This window comes from Peribacillus sp. TH14, from assembly GCF_016651145.1.
Taxonomy (GTDB): Bacteria; Bacillota; Bacilli; order Bacillales; family DSM-1321; genus Peribacillus; species Peribacillus butanolivorans.
Genome location: NZ_JAEKEK010000001.1, coordinates 5,453,023 through 5,470,455, shown reverse-complemented (window position 1 = coordinate 5,470,455; position 17,433 = coordinate 5,453,023). Strand labels below are relative to the sequence as shown.

The window sequence follows — 17,433 nt, the reverse complement described above, 5'->3', positions numbered from 1 at the left end:
ATTTATGAAATCAAAATCTGAATTAAGAATTGCAATTATTGGCGGCGGTATTGGTGGGGCATCAGCTGCGAATGCATTAAAAGCGAAAGGAATTCGTGCTGACGTGTATGAGCAAGCACCTGTTTTAAAAGAGGTTGGTGCTGGTATCGGTGTCCGTCCGCCAAGTGTAAACTGCTTTAAAAAATGGGGCTTATATGAAGAGTTAGAAAAAGTAACTGCACGAAGTAACCTCATGGAAATTATCCAGGGAGATGACCAAGTATTAATTAGAGAAACTTGGCCAGTATTAACGGGTGACGAAGCAGATGCTTATGCTCGTTTAATTCACCGTGCAGATTTATTAGATTTATTAGTAGCTCATATTCCAGAAGACCAGCTTCACTTAAACCACTGTTTAACTGAAATAATCGACCATGGTAATTATGTAGAAGTGAAATTTGAAAACGGTAAAACAATCGAAGCTGATATCGTAATTGCAGCTGACGGCATTCGTTCACTAGTTCGCAATCAAGTATTAGGCCATGTTGAGCCAGTCTATTCCGGTTACTTAGCACACCGTGTTTTAATTCCTTTCGAAGAGGCTCTTGGTATGGCTTCAGAAGAAAACGTTTTACGTATATACGTAAACGGTGATGATTCATTTTATTTATTACCATTAGAAAGTCGCCGACAAGTATCTGTAGATATCACAGTACCTGGCGAGTTCGCATTGCGTCCTGTTTTTACAAAAGAACAAATTATGGATAGCTTTAGAGGCTTTGGACCTACACTTCAAAAAATTGTTGAGAATATCAAGCTAGAAGATATCGTAACTCGTCCATTAAGTGATCTTGAACCACTCACTAAATGGAGTACAAACACTGTAACATTAGTTGGTGACGCTGCTCACGCAATGCTTCACAACCAAGGCCAAGGTGCAAACATGGCGATCCAGGATGCTGAAGTATTAGCAGAAGCAATTGCTGAAGCAGTTGCTGGAACTATAACACCTGCGGAAAGCTTGCAAAACTATGAAGAGCAGCGTAAACCAATTACAAAGCTTTACCAAGAATTATCTCGTCTATTCCCAACAGACCAAGCAAAGACTGCATTCCCTGAAAAAACTCATTTTTAAAAAAGTGGAGGCTGGTTATTTGCGACAACATCTAATCAGCCTTCTTGTATAATCCACTTACATTACTAGGGAATATATGGTTTTTAGAACGAGGTATGAACTAATATTCAAGTAGGTAATGCTCTGCTATTTAATTATATAATAAAACGGAATAAATGAAAGAAGGAGGTTCTCTAAGATGCCTGTACATCCCGAGATAAAAAAAGTGTTAGATTCTATTCCAGTAACTGATGAGAAACAGAAAATCATTCCAGAAGAACATAGAAAAGTGTTCAATGCACCCGTTTTCCCTGTTGAAAAACGTGTACAAGTTTATTCTGTTGAAGAAAAAACAATTCCGACTTCTGAAGCGGATATACCAGTAAGAATTTATACGCCGAAGGAAGGAGATTCTTATCCACTTCTAATGTATTTCCACGGTGGAGCATTTTTTTCTGGAAATTTAGAAAGTCATGATGAAATCGTACGCCCGGTTTGCATGGAATCCGGATATAAAGTCATTTCTCTTGATTACCGTCTTGCTCCTGAACACCCATATCCTGCTGCATTAGAAGATTGCTATAACGTCACAAAATGGGCAACAGAACATAAGGATGAATTAAAATGGGATGGGAAGAACCTCGCAGTTGCAGGGGATAGTTCTGGTGGTAACTTAGTTGCTGCCGTTTCTCTAATGACCCGTGACAAACAGGAATTTATCATTACGAAGCAAGTATTGTATTATCCATCACTAGACCTTGACTTCAGTGGATTTCGTTACCCATCATTAGTGGAAAATGGAAAGGGCTATTTTGTAGAAAGTGATCAATTAGCTGAACATAATTCCTTCTATTTATTAGGAAATGTAGATACTGATAATCCGCTTGTTTCACCAATCCGAGAAGGAAATTTAGAAAATCTTCCAACAGCACTTGTCATCACAGCAGAATATGATCCAATGCGAGATGAAGGGGAACTATTTGCTGAGAATTTAAAAAAATCTGGTGTACATGTTGAAACAAAAAGATACGAAGGTGCAACTCACGGTTTCTTAGGTAAATTCACGCATCTTGATGAATATAAAGACGTTTACAAACGTACAGGTGATTTTTTAAATAAAGAGATCTAATGTGTTAAAGTATTTTGATAAATAAATAGACTGTCGAGGTTTTCTTGACAGTCTGATGCTACTAACTTATAGTCGCTTTCCTTTTACAATATCGTAGAAGGTGAATTGTAAACTTCCATTGCCGCCACATATCCGTACATATTTATATCAATTGAATTTGAAATAGTTCAAGTCACCCTCTTTCAGAGAAATTAATTGGATTGACCCCATAATAGAACTTTTTGTACATCTATACTGATGCTACGTAAAATAGATAGATAAATTGATTTCTATAACTACAATATTTTTGAAAGCACTTACAAGTGATCGAACACCCAATGAAAACAATGGTTATCTTTATTAACTCTATTTGACTATGATACCTATAAATAAAATTGAAAATACTAATAGGAACTGGGTGATATACGAAGCAGGTCATGGCTCGTAAAATATATTCGTAATATTTCGAACTTTGTTTTTGAAGAAACACCCATCATTGATTATTTCCTATTTCTTGGATTATTAATCGGGAATCAATATCCATCGCTTTCTTTACAGAAGGTTAGGCGACCTCATTAGGCCTTGAAATCCAGATGATTGTAATTTTTACTAATCAACTCGGTATCACCGTATTTTATGATTTATTTTATTAGCTATAACAATACGTGATTTTAAGGAAGGGTGTTTTAATAATGGGAAAACCAAAGTTTTGGACTTATGAGAACAAATTGACCGTAATCTTTTTCTTTCTAATTGGATTCGTATTCTTTGACCGTTTAGCGATTAACTACTTATTCCCAATGATCTCTGTAGATTTAGGACTAAACTACACGCAATTAGGCTTGCTTGGAGCAGCTCTTGCGTTAACTTGGTCAGTTGCTGGTCCATTAGGTGGATTTATTTCAGATAAAGTGAATAATAAGAGAGCAATGTTAGCAATTTTAGTATTCGCATTCTCAGTTATTTCATTATTACATGGTTTAGCACAATCATTCGCTATGTTATTCGTACTACGTCTATTAATGGGTATTGTAGAAGGTCCACTGATTCCGCAAACACAATCGATTTTAGCAATGGAATCTTCGGAGCGTCGTCGCGGATTTAACTTAGGTTTCACAATGAACACAAGTAACGCATTATTCGGTAGCATTTTAGCGCCTGTAGCAATCGTTGCGTTAGCAACTAATTTTGACTGGCATATGGCGTTCTATTTAACGATTATTCCAGGGATTATTTTAAGCTTAGTCATCTTAAAAGCAGTTAAAAATCCAGATCCAGCGAAATACCATACTATGCATGCTACAAAATCGACTGAAAAAATTAAAGTTAAAGATATTCTTAAGCTCCGTAATATTTGGTTATCCATTATTGTTTTCAGCTTAGTGATGACAGTACTTATGGCATTCCAAATTTTCGGACCAACATATTTAGTCCAAGCAAAAGGTATATCAGATACGACAATGAGTTTCGTAATGGCTGCATTCGGTGTCGGTTATGCACTTTTCGGTTTCTTAATCCCAATGCTTTCAGAGCGTACTGGTCGTAAATCGGCTTCTTTAGTATCTGGTTTGTTGTTAATTCTCGTACCATTGACAGTAGTATTCGTCGATTCAGTTCCATTAATGATGGTTCTTTTATTCATCGGTGCCGCAGGTTCAGGTGTAATTGGTATGTCGATGTCAGTTATTCCTGTTGAGTCCGTTCCATTACAGTACTCAGGTCTTGCAGTAGGATTAACAATCGGTATTGGTGAGTTCTTCGGTGGATTCTTAAATCCAATGGTGAATGGAGCTTTAGCAGACATATATGGTATTCAAACACCATTATTGGTAGCTACTGGTGCAGGTGTGCTGGCATTATTATTCTCATTATTCTTCAAAGAAACAGCACCAGCTAAAGTTGATTCAAAGGAAGTACCATCAACTCCAGAGCAAGAAGTCACATCTAGTATCTAATTAAAGAACAAATTAGTCCGCCTCATCTTTGAAAGATGTGGACTAATCTTGTTCTTATTCTAATTTCATAACAGATTAGGGGGGAATGTGTTGTTTAAACAAAATAATATGGAGGTATTTCCCATCATTGTCCCTGCTTCCAATAAACTGAAAAGTTATAACTTTTTCTTAGTGAAACATGGGAATTCCTTAACGTTAATTGACACCGGATTGAACACAGATGATTGCTGGAATTCCTTACAAAAGACTTTAAAGAATCATGATTTCACACTTACTGATATCACGAGGATTCTACTAACACACCATCATCTGGACCATATTGGTTTAGTCAACCGAATTGTATCTACGCATTCCATTCCTGTATACGCTCATCCTTATGCCATACTTGTACTGAAAAGAGATAAAGAATATACGAAAATGAGAATAGAGTTTTTCAGAAAACTATACAAGGAGATGGGATGTGGGGAAATCGGGGATAAACAAGTAGTTAATTTACGCAATCCTATTATTCTAGGTGAGGATAAAAAAATCCATTGCGAAATCCAAGAAATTACCAATAACCAACTTTTTGGCTTTGATATTTTGGAAATCCCAGGGCACGCTCCAGACCAGGTTTCCTTTTATGGAAAAGAGTGTAAGTGGCTATTTGCTGGAGATTTATTAATTGAAAATATTCCAAGCAATGCCTTCATTGAACCAGATTATGATGGAATCCGTACAAAATCTTTGGTCCAACAAAAGCAGTCATTAGAGAAATGTTCGTCATTGAATGTTGAACTCGTTTTTTCAGGTCATGGTATGATCATAGAAAATCCTGTTGATTTATTAAAAGAAAGAATAAAAGAGATTGATGAAAAAGCCAACAAATACATAAGCATTATTAAATCCGGAATTTCAACCGCAAGTGGAATTGCCCAATTACGATATAAAGAAAAGTATGAAAAGCAGTTTTTCAATATTATGTCTGAAATTATTGGTTATCTAGATTATCTTGAATTACAAGGGGAAATTAATAAGGAAATGGAGAAAGGAATTTGGCATTATTATTGCAACTAAATCATTGAAGGGCCTTATAATGCCTTTGATTGATGTTGTAAAACCCGTTTCCGATACATCCAAAACGTGTTTTAGTCATTATGTTTAACCGTTCATACGACCATGATGGTTAATGAATGGGTAGCATGATGTAATAAGGTTTTGAATCCCTTGATATAAAGGAGTTTAACGAGTTTTTAGAAATAAATGCTCACCTATTTGCTCACTTAACATGTATATATCTTTTAAAGTTGAAGGTCTTCCATCAGTTTACTGAACTGATGGGAGGCCTTTTCTTCCATGTTGTCAGTCATATGAGCATAGATGTTCATAGTTGTTTGAATATCTGTATGTCCTAATCGTTGTTGAATTTCTTTCAACCCCACTCCTGCTTCGATCAGTAACGATGTGTGCGTATGCCTGAACGAATGCAACGTTACTTCCTTGTGGATATGCGGTAACTTCTTAAGAAGACGTTGTAAACGTATTGCTGGCAGTTTTTGCACTAATGGATATCCCTCTGGTGAAGTGAAGACAAAGTTTTCATCCATGTAAGTATGTGTGTTTTGTATTTTCATTTTATTTTGCTGTATTAGATGCTTTTTCAATAACTTCATGACCTGATCGTCCATTTTGATTGTACGGATAGAACCTTTTGTTTTTGGTGTAAGCAAAGTGTAATTCACCTTGTTGTTGGTGGGATTGTATAGAGTCTTGGAAATACTTATAGATCCTCGCCTAAAATCGATATCAGACCACTTGAGGGCTAACGATTCACCTATCCGAATTCCTGAATAGGCTAATAGAGAAAACAGCGTATAGTCATTACTAAGACCTTCAGTACGAGCAAGGGATAAGAATCCTATAAGCTCGTTTTTTTCTAGAAATTTCTTTCTGAGATTCTCCTTTTCAACTTCTTCAATAGTAGCTTGTTGTTTAGGAAGGCTATAATTTTCTGTCGGATTCTGTTGTAACCATTCCGACTCTACGGCAAATTTGAACATCATTCGGCCTGTCGTATGAATGCCAATTGTATAGTTCAGTGAATACACTTTGCTAAGTTCATTTAAATATTCTCGATAAACAGAATTATTAATACTTTTTATTGGTGTGTTTTTCCACTGTTTAAGTAATACGTTAGATTCTTTTGTTCTAGCCCGTACACTACTTACTTTAGCTTGTGTTAAATAACTTTCAAGCCACTTTTCTGCTAACGTATGAAAGTTCATATTAGAGTCTTGTACAAATTCTCCTCTAGAAATTTTGAATTCCATTTCTTTAGCTGCATCTTTAGCTGCTGTTTTTGAAGAAAATCCTGATTTTGTAATCTGTTTTCGTTTTTTTGTAATAGTGTCTATACCTAGGTTGACGGTGTAACTCCACTTATCCCCCCGTTTACGGAAGTAAGCCATTATGTGCCTCCTTTAATTGTCATCTTCCAATAACAATTTCAGCATCGTCTTTACTTTTTCTATTTCAGATTTTGATAACACTTTATCTTTATATAAAACATCGTGTACTTCTTGGTTGAGTATATTATCAAGGTTAAATAAATTTCTTTTTAATTCTTCCTCTGTATAGGTAATATAATAGCCGATTCCATTCTCATCTGTTTTTTGATAGACAGATGGTACACTGATTTCTATTATTTCGAGATCACTTTTTGTGTGAGCACCGACGATTGTTGATACAGGCAAAATTTTTATCAATGTTGAAGCTACTAATTCTAGCCAGTCTTCAAAATTTCCAACACCTAATATTTCTCCGAGCTTTTCTCCATATTCTTTTAGAAGTGCTGAATTACTTTTGAGGTTTTCTTCAAGTGACTTATATGTCTTACTATCTGTATCTAAATGTTTAGCCATTTCGGTGATGTCTTTATTCTTATGCAATCTCAATATTTTTAAAAAGTCACCTGCTGTGCCGTGTAACGCAAGGAGAAATATAAATTTGTCATGAACCATGTACTCAAGTTTAGATTGAAATTTCTTTATATCGGATCTAAGGGTCACCTGATTTTCATGTTTATTAATATAAGGTTCGTTATCATCAGGACATGGAATATTTTCTTTCTTTTCAACAATAAATTGTTTTTTATATTCAATGGGTAAAGTAATCAAAAGCTCTGAAATGTCATCTGACTCTTTTCGATCTGGTGTCATGAAACCGGCAATTCTCATTAATGCGAAGTAGTCTACACCTAAGCCGGTTGCTATTTTTTTGATTAATTCTGGTTGTGGTGTATCTCTGTTTCCATTTTCGATTTGAGAGATATAAGAATGAGAAACTCCAGATTTCTCACTTAAAAACCTTATAGACAAGCCTCTCGATTTTCTAATACGCTTTATTTCCTCTCCAAAGGCACTAACCTTTTTCATTTTCACACCTACTTTCACGTCTGTTTTCATTATAATAACACAATTGTGAACGATTTTGTTAAAGTGGTTGCAAAGTTTATGGTAATGATTTACACTGTGGTTGTAAACAATTGCAACCATATTAGTTTCGATTGTAATCAAAATGGACAGGGGGAAAAGAAATGATTAGCTTTGAGATTGATCAGGAACTATTGAAAGAACTATACCTTCAGAAAGTAGAAGAGCATTTACAGGAGATTGAGATGGAAGTGTTTTTCATGGACTCAAAGCAATTGGTAACTTATTTGAACATGTCATGGAATACAATCGTATCGCATCTTTTATATGATGAGAAATTTCCAAAAGTACGATTAGGTTCAAAATGGTTGTTTAATAGAAAAGAAGTTCAAGAGTTTATGAAGAAATATTACGTTGAAGTCCGTAACAATGGCGGTGATATTTTGAAGTATAAACGGAAGCTATAATTTGTGGATGGCTGTGTTTTTGATGGAAGAACGTTCAAAAAAACCTACTAACTCATAGGCGTGAGTTAATAGGCGTAAAAAAACATTACACTCTTATTTTATATTCGAATTTAGGAATAAGCAAATGCAAAAATAAAAGGGGGAAGTGCTATGGATAATGGGAAATCAGTCACTCAATGTGTAGAAAAAGTTCTCCCAGGGGCGAAAATTATTAAATGTCTAGGTTATTTAAATGGGAATACCAACTATAGTGCAGCTAAAAGACCGTTTGAGTCATATAAAAATAAAGAAAGTTTAACTGAAGAGGAAATACAAAAACATCTATCAAAGGGTGGATGGATTGGAGCAGTAATTCCAAGAGGTTTTATTGTAATCGATGTAGATATTCTAGAACATGCTTCTTATCTAGTAGAGTTGCTCAGAAGAGAAAGATTCCATCATCATCTAATCAAAACTCCAAGGGGCTTTCAATTTATTTTTAAGGCAACTTCTAATGAGAACGTTCATGTGAAAATGATTAGTCATTTCTTTTCGTCCATAGGGATTGTAGTAGACACTCGGGTTGGCACAACTAATAGTTTAATAGTGTTTCCGACTTATAACACAGAAGGTAGGTTCATATCCCAAATAACGGATCACCCCAATGAACTGCCTTGGTTCTTAAGACCAGTTTGGAATGCTGAAAAGACAAAAGGTTATGAGTTTTCAATTCCTATGCAAAATGGATCACGTAATCAATCACTCTATGATTTTGGAAGAAGGTTGAAATCAACGGGAGTACCGATGGAGCAAGTTGAGAAAAGCATGCTATTAATCTATAAGTATTTCTGTATTGATAAAGACGCTAGCTACACTATAAATGATGTAAAAGCCTCTATTGCTAGTATTGGAAAACTAGAGTCTACTACAAGAAAAAAGCAGTTGGTACAATCAGAATCAAGCAACAATGACTTTGATAAAGTATCGGGATTTGTCATACCTGAGCCATATCGAATTAAGCATGATTCACTTTATAGAATAGAAGTGAAAAAGGTTTACGGAGAATTTCAAGACATTGAAATCTTTGTGAGCAGGAATGTTCCATTCATAACTAAATACTTGGAACATATTGAAAAAAGCGAGATATATTATGAAATTAGTTGGCGTAACAAAGGAAAGGACTATAAGGAAACTGTTCCTGCGGGTATGTTAGCTTCAAGGCGTGAATTATTGGCACTTGCAGATAAAGGGTTAAGTTGCAATGATTCAAACTCTAAAAACCTTATTGAATACTTTGATTTATTCATAGGACTAAACGAAATACCGACAGTCAAAATGGTAAATCGGCTAGGGGATGTAAAGGGAAACTTCATACATCCCATTTCAACGAAAGATATACATATAGTTCCGGGAGATGGGGGGGAACAACAACTAATAGAATCATTTCAAGTAAAAGGGACTGTTGAAAGCTAGATTGAAGATGTTTTGAACTTAGTGAAGGATCACCCAAAGGCAGTTTTCCCTTTACTAGCTTCCTTTGCTTCGGTTATTTTACATGAGTTTGATATGAAGCCCATAGTTGTAGATGTATCAGGAGAATCTAGCAGTGGTAAAAGTGGTTTACTTCTACTCTGTGCATCGGTATGGGGGAGTCCTAAAGAGTATATTGGATCTTTTAACACAACCAAAGTGGCTGTAGAAAGAAGATCTGCATTCCTGAATTCTTATCCTCAGATACTTGATGATTCTAATGGAGTAAACGACACCAAAATGATTCAAACGATGATCTATCAGTTTGTGAATAACATAGGAAAGCTAAGAGGAAGTATCACAGGCAGCCAACACACCGCATCATGGAGATCCATCATTGTAACATCTGGTGAAAATGAAATCCTAGCCTATGCAGAAGCTCAAGGTGTAGCAGCAAGAGTAATTCCTATTACTAAGTTCTCATTTGAAGGTGAAGACAAAAGCTTTTCAGGAAAACTTTACACCTCATTTACTGATAATCATGGTGCAATTGGAATTGAGTTCTTAAAACGTTGGAAAGATAAACGAACTATTTATTTACAGGAATTTGAAGAGTACAGAAAAATGTATTTGGAAAAATCAGTTGAGAATGATGTTGCTAGAAGAATTTCTCTTCATTACTCCTTTATAGTGTTTATTGGAAAGGTGCTAAATGACCTGTTTAATCGTGAAGGATTAGATGTGGATTTAAACGCCCTGGAGGCACTTTTCTACAAAATATCAAATGAGAACAAGGCAGTTGATAGACCTTTATTAGAGCTTGAACAGTTACTTGAAGAGATTGATTCAAATCGTAACAGATTATATGTAGAATGTGAACCTACACAAACTATTAGTGCTCTATATCACAAGGGGGAATTGTATTTAACCCCAGCTTACATTAAAGAGCGTTTAGGGGTAAATGCAAAACAAATTCGATCCGCCTGGGTGAAGAGAAATGTGACAGTCACATTTAAAAACAAGGACTTGGATGTGGATTACACAACGATTAATAAAAGAGGAAGGGCTCATAAAGGAATTTTAATCAATAAAGATATTATTAAAAAATTGGGATTTGACTTCAGCACAAAAGAGTTTTGAAAAAAAAGAAGGGTTACATGAGGATACATGATTTGTATTCTTTTGTAACCCTTAAAACGTTGATAGAGTAGCCTTTTTAAAGATATAAATACAAGAATACAATAATTACAAGTGTTATTATCTATTTATATAGATTTGTTAATATGAGTCTTTGCTAAATTATAGTATACTACCGTTTCTTTTTTTGCTTGTATTTTTGTAATTTTAGTTAAATATAGCAAATAGCGTTGATATATCAATGTTTTAAATGAATACAAAATAATGAATTTCAGTCTGTTTTTATGTAACTGCAAGTAATTAGCCTCGTGATTTGTATCTTAAAATCAGGAGGTTTTATTATGACGAACAATCCGAATATTGTTGTTTCAGATAATGCTGTGAAAAAAAGATATGACTATACAGTTGTAGTGTATGGATACATCACAGTTTTAAAATTAGGTAGCATTACCGTAAAATAAATAAATCAAGAGAATATTTATCCATAATTACATAATAATGTAGAAAGTAAGAGAAAACCCGGTTACACTTAAAACATATAATTAGGAGGGGTTGATGCTGGAGTGTTAGAGTCTGCTATTTTCTTAGAAAATAATATATTTCAGGAAAGAGCTGAAAAATTAGAAAAAAGTGATATTTTTAATTGGATGTCATTAACTGAAAAAGATAACCAGATTATTAAAAAGCTACTTAATAATTCAACAAAGTTATTGATAGGACCTCGTGGTGCAGGTAAAAGCATGCTAATGAAATGGGCATATTACTCTAGTCTAAGAGAAAGTGAAATACTTCCTATATACGTTAATTTCGAGAAGTATTTACATATTGAGCCACTCCTCTATAATGCTTCTAATGGTAATTCAATATTTATTAATTGGGTTCTTGCCAAGTTAGTGATAGAGACAAAATTTTCCCTATTAGAATGTAATCAATATGATAAAACACAATTTGAAGAGCTGGTTTCTAAATACTTTGGAACTACAACTGACAATTTAAAAAGGTTAGTTTATACATTAGAAGGTGGAGTTCTTGGTCGAGAAAAATTTAATCAAATAGCACAAATTGAAATGAGTGTTGGAAATGTTTTGGAGTTTATTAGTGAATTAATTAAATTAACTGGTAGACAGAGGGCAGTTTTATTATTGGATGATGCAGCACATGCTTTTTCTTCAGAATTACAAAAAGAGTTTTTTGAACTTTTTAGGATTTTAAAAAGTAGGGATGTTACGGCAAAGGCAGCAGTTTATCCTGGTTTAACAACTTATAGTCCTTATTTTAATATTGGTCATGATGCATTGTTCTTGGAAGCCGGATATTCACCTTCACAAAATAGATATGTGGAATTCTGTGATGAACTATTAAGAAAAAGGTTAGGGGAGGAAAAATATAATGTATTAAACAAAAAAGAGATGGCGTACTTATGTTATATTATGCGACAAATGGTATACCTAGAGCTTTAATTGTTATGTCTGAATACTTATTAAATGATGAACAATCAAAGGATTCTATTAATAATATTAAGTATTATGAGGCAGTAAACGAATGGGTAAGTACAGTTGAACATTTCCATTCTTCATTAAAATCAAGAATGCCTAGGTATCAAAATTTTATCAATGCAGGTATAGATTTATTAAATATTATTTTAGAAGAAATTAAACAACTAAATAAAAATAAAGAACCAGACAGGAAATTTGTATATTTTGCACTTTCAGCGCCAATGCCAACAGAACTTGAAAAAGTAATACAAATTTTAGAATATGCGGGCTTAGTAACTCAAGATAAAGATATTAGTAAGGGGACAAAAGGCGTTTTTCAGCGATATATGATACATCTAGGGAAAATTATACAATACAATGCCCTTGCGCAAGGTAAGGTAAAGACATTTGAGTATATAAGTGAATGTCTACAGAAAACTAAAACAAGGCAATTTAAAAGGTTTGTTTCTAAATCGTTGTTTACTGAAGAGATGGTTGCGAAATGCAAGTTTGAATTACCACCCTGCTCATCTTGTGGAAACCAAAGAACTTTTGATGAAGCCAAGTTTTGTGCTTATTGTGGGGCAAAATTGGAGAGTGCTTCGCTTTTTCTTGAATTAATAGAACAAGATATTTCTGCCTTACCTTTAACATCTAAAAGGGTTGAAATGATTAAAACAGGTTCGAATATTGTCATTATTAAGGATATTTTAATGGATGATAATGGAGTTGAACTGAAAAAAGTAAAAGGTATTCAGGGTTATTGGGCTCAAAAAATAAAAGACTATGCTGAAGAGTTTATAGGGGGTTAATAATATGCTACCACCTCTAATGAATAAAAGTGAAGAAACAGTAATCCTTGAAAGTAAGAAGTTCTTTCAAGAATGTTCTCCGATAATAAAGAGTCCAATTGATAATTTTTACGAAATTTGTACTAAGTATGTTAAATTAACAAAACCTGAAATAGTTGGGGAGTACCCGGATATAACTAGGTTATTGATTATGGGGTATGTTTCGGCTGTAGAAGAATATTTAAGAAACGTTTTTTGCTACGTAATTAATATCTGCCCACAAGCAAGGGACAAAGCATCTGATAAAATGATCAAATTTGGCTCAGTAGACTATTACGATTTATCTAAGATTGCTGAAGGATTATTTGATGCAAGTTCTTTTGCTTCTGGAAAAGAGATTAAAAGTAAGACTAGAGAATTGTTAGATATTGATATAAAAGAGAATTCTTCGTTAGATGTAGCTATGAAAGAATTTAATAAGATTTGTCATCTTAGACACTGTGCCGTACATAGTGGTGGAATTTTAAATGGTCATAATGCAAAAGAATTAGGTTTAAGTAGGGACGACGTTAAAAGTGTGTTAAAACCTGATTTAATAGCTGTACAAGAAGCTTTGTTAGTTTGTTATTCATTTGTAAGAGCTTTTAATCAGCATGTATTTGAGAAGACTTTAGAAAGATGGAAAAACAAATTGAGTTTAATTACAGGGAATTGGGCTGCTGAGAACGAGCTCTTTACTAAGTTTGTAAATATATTTTGGTCAACTACAGATAATGGTGAAATAGCAAATTATAAAAAAATATTTAGAAAAGTTATGCCGATAGTGGCTGCAAAAGAGGTTTATCCCGATGACACTGCACACCATAGAACCATTAAAGAAATATTTGAGAATCATAGGGAACTAAGTGAAATACCAACATATATAAATAAGTTTTACGAATTAACTTTCGATGAAATCGAAACTGTGATTGAAAAAATATTATATTATGATAAAGAAGATGCAGAACAAATACTACAGTTACTTACACAAAATCATCCGAATGTTACTGACAAGCTAAAAATCATCGCTTATATTTTTGAGAATCCAATTGAAGTAAGAGATTTAGAACGAAATGTTATTGCAATGTTTGATGACCTTACTGAAGATTTGGATATTTATGAAGCAATTAGAATTTTAATTGAACACTGTAAATATAAATTTCATCATGTATACGGAAAATTATTTAAGGTTTCTGATACGGAATTAATAGATAGATTAATTTCTATTTTCGGTTCTATTTCAAATAAAATTGACTCAGAAATTGATAATGAAACATTAGCAGAGAAAGTAACTTCTTGCTGTCAGATAGAAGGAACTAAAGATTTTGAATTACATTTTTATGAAGTTAAATTAGTTAATACTGATATTCAAATTAAAGCCAATGTAGAAGCGGAGGTAGAAGAAAAGGACGATAAAATCTCACTGGAACTAGATATATTGTTGGATAAGGACTTTAATCTAACATTGAGTAATGTTAGACAACTTCAAACCAATTAGTATAGCAAGGGCCCTTAATGGTAAGAGTCTCTTTAGTTATTTCTTACAGTAAGTAATGAGAAAGTTCCGAAATTATTTCACCTTGCCTAACCAATGGAATAAATTAACAAAGTGTAAAATGCGTTGAATAGCGCAACCCTAGCCCTTTATCTATTGGGGTAAGGTTGTTAAAATTGGTCTAAAATCTCTTCTAATTGTGGTAATGTATTTACTGTTTAACAGTAGCTCACTTATACCTAAAATAAAATTCTCAATTGCTTTGAATAATTTTGTCCTACAAAATTATTGTTGGTGTTACTGTATATAACAAAGGAGCGAAATAATGGAAATAAATCAATATGATAATAACGATAAAATAATAAATGATATAATTGACGATTATAATAAAAGGCTCCTGGATCTGATTGAAAATCCAGATATTCAAAACAAGGATAAATATTATTATGAAATAGCTAAGAAGGCCGGCAATTTTGCGTGTGCGTACTATTATGAAACAAGTGGTTCTGTACGGAAATATATAGCCTATAGTGGATTTAACCATTCTAAAAAGTTTAAGTACCTTAAGTTTTTTGAAGATAAATATACCATTGGTTACCGTCCAGAACTAATAGGTCGTAAAAACATATTTAATACAAAGACCTATGATAACGATTGTACTAAACATTCGGAAAAATGGGATCGTTGGGATGATTCAGAATCAAAAATATTGGAACAAGTGGCTTTTGAAAACAATAAAGTATTTAAAAATAATATTGTACTTTGGACTCGTAGATATCCCTGTCCAAGTTTGCAGGTGCGTTATTAAAAATTTTGAAGATAAATACAATGTAAATGTAACGGTGTATTTTCAAAATCGAATAGAAGACAATCCATGTGACAAAGGAGTTGGTTGCGATGCCTATTATTGAATTTCCAGGGAACTTAGAAAATATATATGAGAAATTTGTATTCTTAGTAGATGACATATATCAAGAATGCTTGGATAGCGGTTATACAGAAAGCGGCGCGACTGGTAAAATCAAATATGAATTAGAACCTATGGCAGAAGATAAATATAGCAAAAAGATATTATATTTAGAATTGAGTTATTATTTTGCTGACAAGGAACTTAAAGAATCATTTCGTGATGTATTCGAAAAATTTAGAAATGTAATAGAATCAGGAAGTGTACGCGAATTTCCTAATGAAATAGCTGTAGGTGATAAATATAGAAGGGAGATTGATGTAAAAGTAAGAAAAATTATTAGATTTTATGAACAAAATTTTCAGGATAGACATTTCGGATAATGTACCTTTCAATGATTGAGAATGATAGGTGTATACCAAGGCGACGGCTTTAAAGAGAAATGTATAATAATGAAACATAAAAATATACCAACCACAAGAGGGATTTATCTGTTTTTATTGTTAAATACATGAATTGGATGAATAGGGAAATAAAGTTATGATTGTTTTAAGAGGGCACAATTATGGATAAAAATGCTTGGACTGGTTTAGTGGAGTGGTTATTAAACATTTAGACGTCATTGCCTTATTCCTTTTGTAAGATGTTTGTATGGTTCTCCCTTGCCTTTTAATTTCAGAAGCATTTTTGTAACTTTAGAATAAATTGCGATTAAAAGTGTCACTTGAAGCCTTAGTTTTCTACAAATGAAAAGAAACCATTTTTTGAATAAAGATTGATCAAAAAAGGTTTTTTTTATTATCCAGTTTTTATAAAAAAGTTCATTATTCTTAATGATCCTTATAGAAATTAAACTGCTAATCCCTAACCTTTCACATAGATAGTACTACTTTTTGTATTTCTGTAGTCTTATAAGCGACGCTAAAAGAAAACAAAGGGGACACTTTAATTAGTGATCGTCAATTTCTATATTAATTTTAAAATTAGGGTAGGAACAAACATAATAGATACATTTATTAAATGAGGGAAAAATATGATATTTGAATCAGAGATGGAACTAATGCGATTTACCGAAAGTATAAGAGGAAAAACTTTTGGTGAAATAGATAAGCTAAAGTTGTTAGAGGACGGAAGTACGGGTAGTGGAAATCTTTTAAGGAAAGTAGTGGAGACTGGCTTTTACGGGTACAAACTTAATGATGAAACAAATCTTAACTCTATAGGAATTGAACTGAAAGTCGTACCCTTCATAAGGAATAATGACGGAAAGGCCACCTCCAAAGAGAGATTATTAATGAGTCGTATAAATTATTTTGATATTGTTAATGAGGAATTCGAATCTAGTCAATTACTACGTGAAAATAGAAAGGTATTAATTATTTGGTACGAGTATGTGAGTTACAAAAAACGTACCGACATGGAAATTCAATACTGTCAGCTATATGACATGTTACAAGACCAACAGGTTATTAAAAATGATTTCGAGTTAATACAGCGCAAAGTGAAAAATGGTGAGGCACATCTTCTTTCAGAAGGGGATACTATTTATCTTGGAGCGTGTATTAGACCCATAAAAGGGAACGGTACCATTAACCAACCTAATTCAAATATATCAGCTAAACCAAGGTTTTTTTCATTAAAAAGAAGCTATATGACAGGTTTATTAATGAGTATAAATAGTGAAACTTCTTTTAAAGAAACTGTTAGTCTAAATGGCGAGGGTGGGATAAATGATCATAATAGTGAAACTTCTTTTAAAGAAACTGTCAGTCCAAATGGCGAGGGTGGGATAAATGATCATGTTACTGCTAGAGACTTATTAGGACGTAGTTTTCTAGTTAAGGAACTCGGCGATTTTTATATTGAATACAGTGAGAAGAATTCTTCTCCATTTTATTTCGGCATATTTGCAAGATGGGGAATGGGTAAAAGCTCAGTTATTCAGATGTTAATGGAACATATAAATAAACAAAAATCAAAAAAAATGTGTACATAATATGTAAAGTGGACTGTTCATTATTCGATAAAAAAGAAAAGCTATGGATTACTATATTAAACCAACTACTAGATACCCTTTCAACAACAAAGGAAATCTCTGATGTTAATT

The 17,433-nt window shown here is 33.4% G+C and carries 13 protein-coding genes and 1 pseudogene; 12 read left to right on the top strand and 2 right to left on the bottom strand.

Annotated features, from left to right (window positions below; genetic code table 11):
* Positions 1–4 precede the first annotated feature (4 nt).
* From JFU50_RS26280 to JFU50_RS26265, 4 genes are all read left to right on the top strand, one after another.
* Complete coding sequence (locus tag JFU50_RS26280; RefSeq protein WP_201224811.1) at positions 5–1,114, top strand: FAD-dependent oxidoreductase; 1,110 nt, start codon at positions 5–7, stop codon at positions 1,112–1,114.
* Between the two features lie 178 nt (positions 1,115–1,292).
* A complete protein-coding gene (locus JFU50_RS26275) occupies positions 1,293–2,222 on the top strand; it encodes an alpha/beta hydrolase (protein ID WP_201224810.1) in 930 nt (309 codons plus the stop codon).
* 671 nt (positions 2,223–2,893) lie between these two features.
* Complete coding sequence (locus JFU50_RS26270; RefSeq protein ID WP_201224809.1) at positions 2,894–4,156, top strand: MFS transporter; 1,263 nt, start codon at positions 2,894–2,896, stop codon at positions 4,154–4,156.
* Between the two features lie 90 nt (positions 4,157–4,246).
* Positions 4,247–5,212 (top strand): MBL fold metallo-hydrolase, encoded by a 966-nt coding sequence (locus JFU50_RS26265; protein WP_201224808.1) that lies wholly within the window; start codon positions 4,247–4,249, stop codon positions 5,210–5,212.
* 224 nt (positions 5,213–5,436) lie between these two features.
* Here JFU50_RS26265 and JFU50_RS26260 read toward each other — a convergent pair whose 3' ends face one another.
* Both JFU50_RS26260 and JFU50_RS26255 read right to left on the bottom strand, forming a co-directional pair.
* Positions 5,437–6,603: a site-specific integrase gene (locus JFU50_RS26260; RefSeq protein WP_201224807.1), complete on the bottom strand. Its 1,167-nt coding sequence runs from the start codon at positions 6,601–6,603 to the stop codon at positions 5,437–5,439.
* A 12-nt stretch (positions 6,604–6,615) separates the two neighbouring features.
* Positions 6,616–7,599 carry a helix-turn-helix domain-containing protein gene (locus tag JFU50_RS26255; protein ID WP_201224806.1) on the bottom strand — a complete coding sequence of 328 codons (984 nt, stop codon included), beginning with the start codon at positions 7,597–7,599 and terminating at the stop codon, positions 6,616–6,618.
* Between the two features lie 131 nt (positions 7,600–7,730).
* On the opposite strand from JFU50_RS26255, the gene JFU50_RS26250 reads away from it, so the two are divergent.
* The 8 genes and pseudogenes from JFU50_RS26250 (at position 7,731) to JFU50_RS26210 (ending at position 17,322) form a co-directional block, all read left to right on the top strand.
* Complete coding sequence (locus JFU50_RS26250) at positions 7,731–8,033, top strand: helix-turn-helix domain-containing protein (protein WP_201224805.1); 303 nt, start codon at positions 7,731–7,733, stop codon at positions 8,031–8,033.
* A gap of 150 nt (positions 8,034–8,183) precedes the next feature.
* Positions 8,184–10,622, top strand: a pseudogene (locus JFU50_RS31145) (DUF927 domain-containing protein).
* 560 nt (positions 10,623–11,182) lie between these two features.
* Positions 11,183–12,079 carry an ORC-CDC6 family AAA ATPase gene (locus JFU50_RS26235; RefSeq protein ID WP_201224802.1) on the top strand — a complete coding sequence of 299 codons (897 nt, stop codon included), beginning with the start codon at positions 11,183–11,185 and terminating at the stop codon, positions 12,077–12,079.
* A gap of 5 nt (positions 12,080–12,084) precedes the next feature.
* Positions 12,085–12,906, top strand: a complete 822-nt coding sequence (locus JFU50_RS26230; protein WP_207198835.1) for a zinc ribbon domain-containing protein — start codon at positions 12,085–12,087, stop codon at positions 12,904–12,906.
* Between the two features lie 4 nt (positions 12,907–12,910).
* Entirely contained in the window at positions 12,911–14,422 is a 1,512-nt protein-coding gene (locus tag JFU50_RS26225) for a hypothetical protein (protein WP_201224800.1), read from the top strand.
* Positions 14,423–14,744: 322 nt separating this feature from the next.
* On the top strand, positions 14,745–15,227 hold the full coding sequence (locus JFU50_RS26220; protein WP_201224799.1) for a deaminase domain-containing protein: 483 nt from the start codon (positions 14,745–14,747) through the stop codon (positions 15,225–15,227).
* A gap of 89 nt (positions 15,228–15,316) precedes the next feature.
* The gene (locus JFU50_RS26215) at positions 15,317–15,709 is read left to right on the top strand and encodes a hypothetical protein (protein ID WP_201224798.1); all 393 of its coding nucleotides are present in this window, start codon (positions 15,317–15,319) and stop codon (positions 15,707–15,709) included.
* Between the two features lie 650 nt (positions 15,710–16,359).
* Entirely contained in the window at positions 16,360–17,322 is a 963-nt protein-coding gene (locus tag JFU50_RS26210; protein ID WP_201224797.1) for a MutH/Sau3AI family endonuclease, read from the top strand.
* Positions 17,323–17,433 lie beyond the last annotated feature (111 nt).

Excerpts from the sequence above, each read along its gene's own strand:
- JFU50_RS26280 (WP_201224811.1), top strand. The coding sequence starts at position 5 with ATGAAATCAAAATCTGAATTAAGAATTGCAATTATTGGCGGCGGTATT.
- JFU50_RS26275 (WP_201224810.1), top strand. The coding sequence starts at position 1,293 with ATGCCTGTACATCCCGAGATAAAAAAAGTGTTAGATTCTATTCCAGTA.
- JFU50_RS26270 (WP_201224809.1), top strand. The coding sequence starts at position 2,894 with ATGGGAAAACCAAAGTTTTGGACTTATGAGAACAAATTGACCGTAATC.
- JFU50_RS26260 (WP_201224807.1), bottom strand. The coding sequence starts at position 6,603 with ATGGCTTACTTCCGTAAACGGGGGGATAAGTGGAGTTACACCGTCAAC.
- JFU50_RS26255 (WP_201224806.1), bottom strand. The coding sequence starts at position 7,599 with ATGAAAACAGACGTGAAAGTAGGTGTGAAAATGAAAAAGGTTAGTGCC.
- JFU50_RS26250 (WP_201224805.1), top strand. The coding sequence starts at position 7,731 with ATGATTAGCTTTGAGATTGATCAGGAACTATTGAAAGAACTATACCTT.
- JFU50_RS26230 (WP_207198835.1), top strand. The coding sequence starts at position 12,085 with ATGTCTGAATACTTATTAAATGATGAACAATCAAAGGATTCTATTAAT.
- JFU50_RS26225 (WP_201224800.1), top strand. The coding sequence starts at position 12,911 with ATGCTACCACCTCTAATGAATAAAAGTGAAGAAACAGTAATCCTTGAA.
- JFU50_RS26220 (WP_201224799.1), top strand. The coding sequence starts at position 14,745 with ATGGAAATAAATCAATATGATAATAACGATAAAATAATAAATGATATA.
- JFU50_RS26215 (WP_201224798.1), top strand. The coding sequence starts at position 15,317 with ATGCCTATTATTGAATTTCCAGGGAACTTAGAAAATATATATGAGAAA.
- JFU50_RS26210 (WP_201224797.1), top strand. The coding sequence starts at position 16,360 with ATGATATTTGAATCAGAGATGGAACTAATGCGATTTACCGAAAGTATA.